The organism is Dellaglioa sp. CoH-57-MRSF-22 (genome assembly GCF_056781895.1).
Genome location: NZ_JBXAXT010000263.1, coordinates 1 through 241 on the forward strand (window position 1 = coordinate 1; position 241 = coordinate 241).

A 241-nucleotide genomic window follows, 5' to 3' on the forward strand; every position below is an offset into this window, starting at 1 on the left:
TCACGGAACTGCTTGTTCAAGGTGCCCGCATTTTGCACAAAAACCCCAGAATCCTTCAATTTTCGTGCAGTTTCGCGTATTTGGGCAACTGTCCCGAACCATATCATTCGAGGTTCATGCTTCTTCCACTGCACCAAATCACGGGTCGCGCGTACCGCGCTTTTCGTTCCCGGGAACCCGGAACCACGGGGCAGCATCACCCACGTTTTTCCGTTTTCTATCACGGGGAACGGCGTAATGG

The 241-nt window shown here is 53.1% G+C and carries 1 protein-coding gene; it reads right to left on the reverse strand.

Annotated elements, in window-relative coordinates:
* A partial coding sequence (locus AC1RPR_RS09015) for a hypothetical protein (RefSeq protein WP_481763609.1) occupies positions 1-241 on the reverse strand: 241 nt, incomplete at both ends.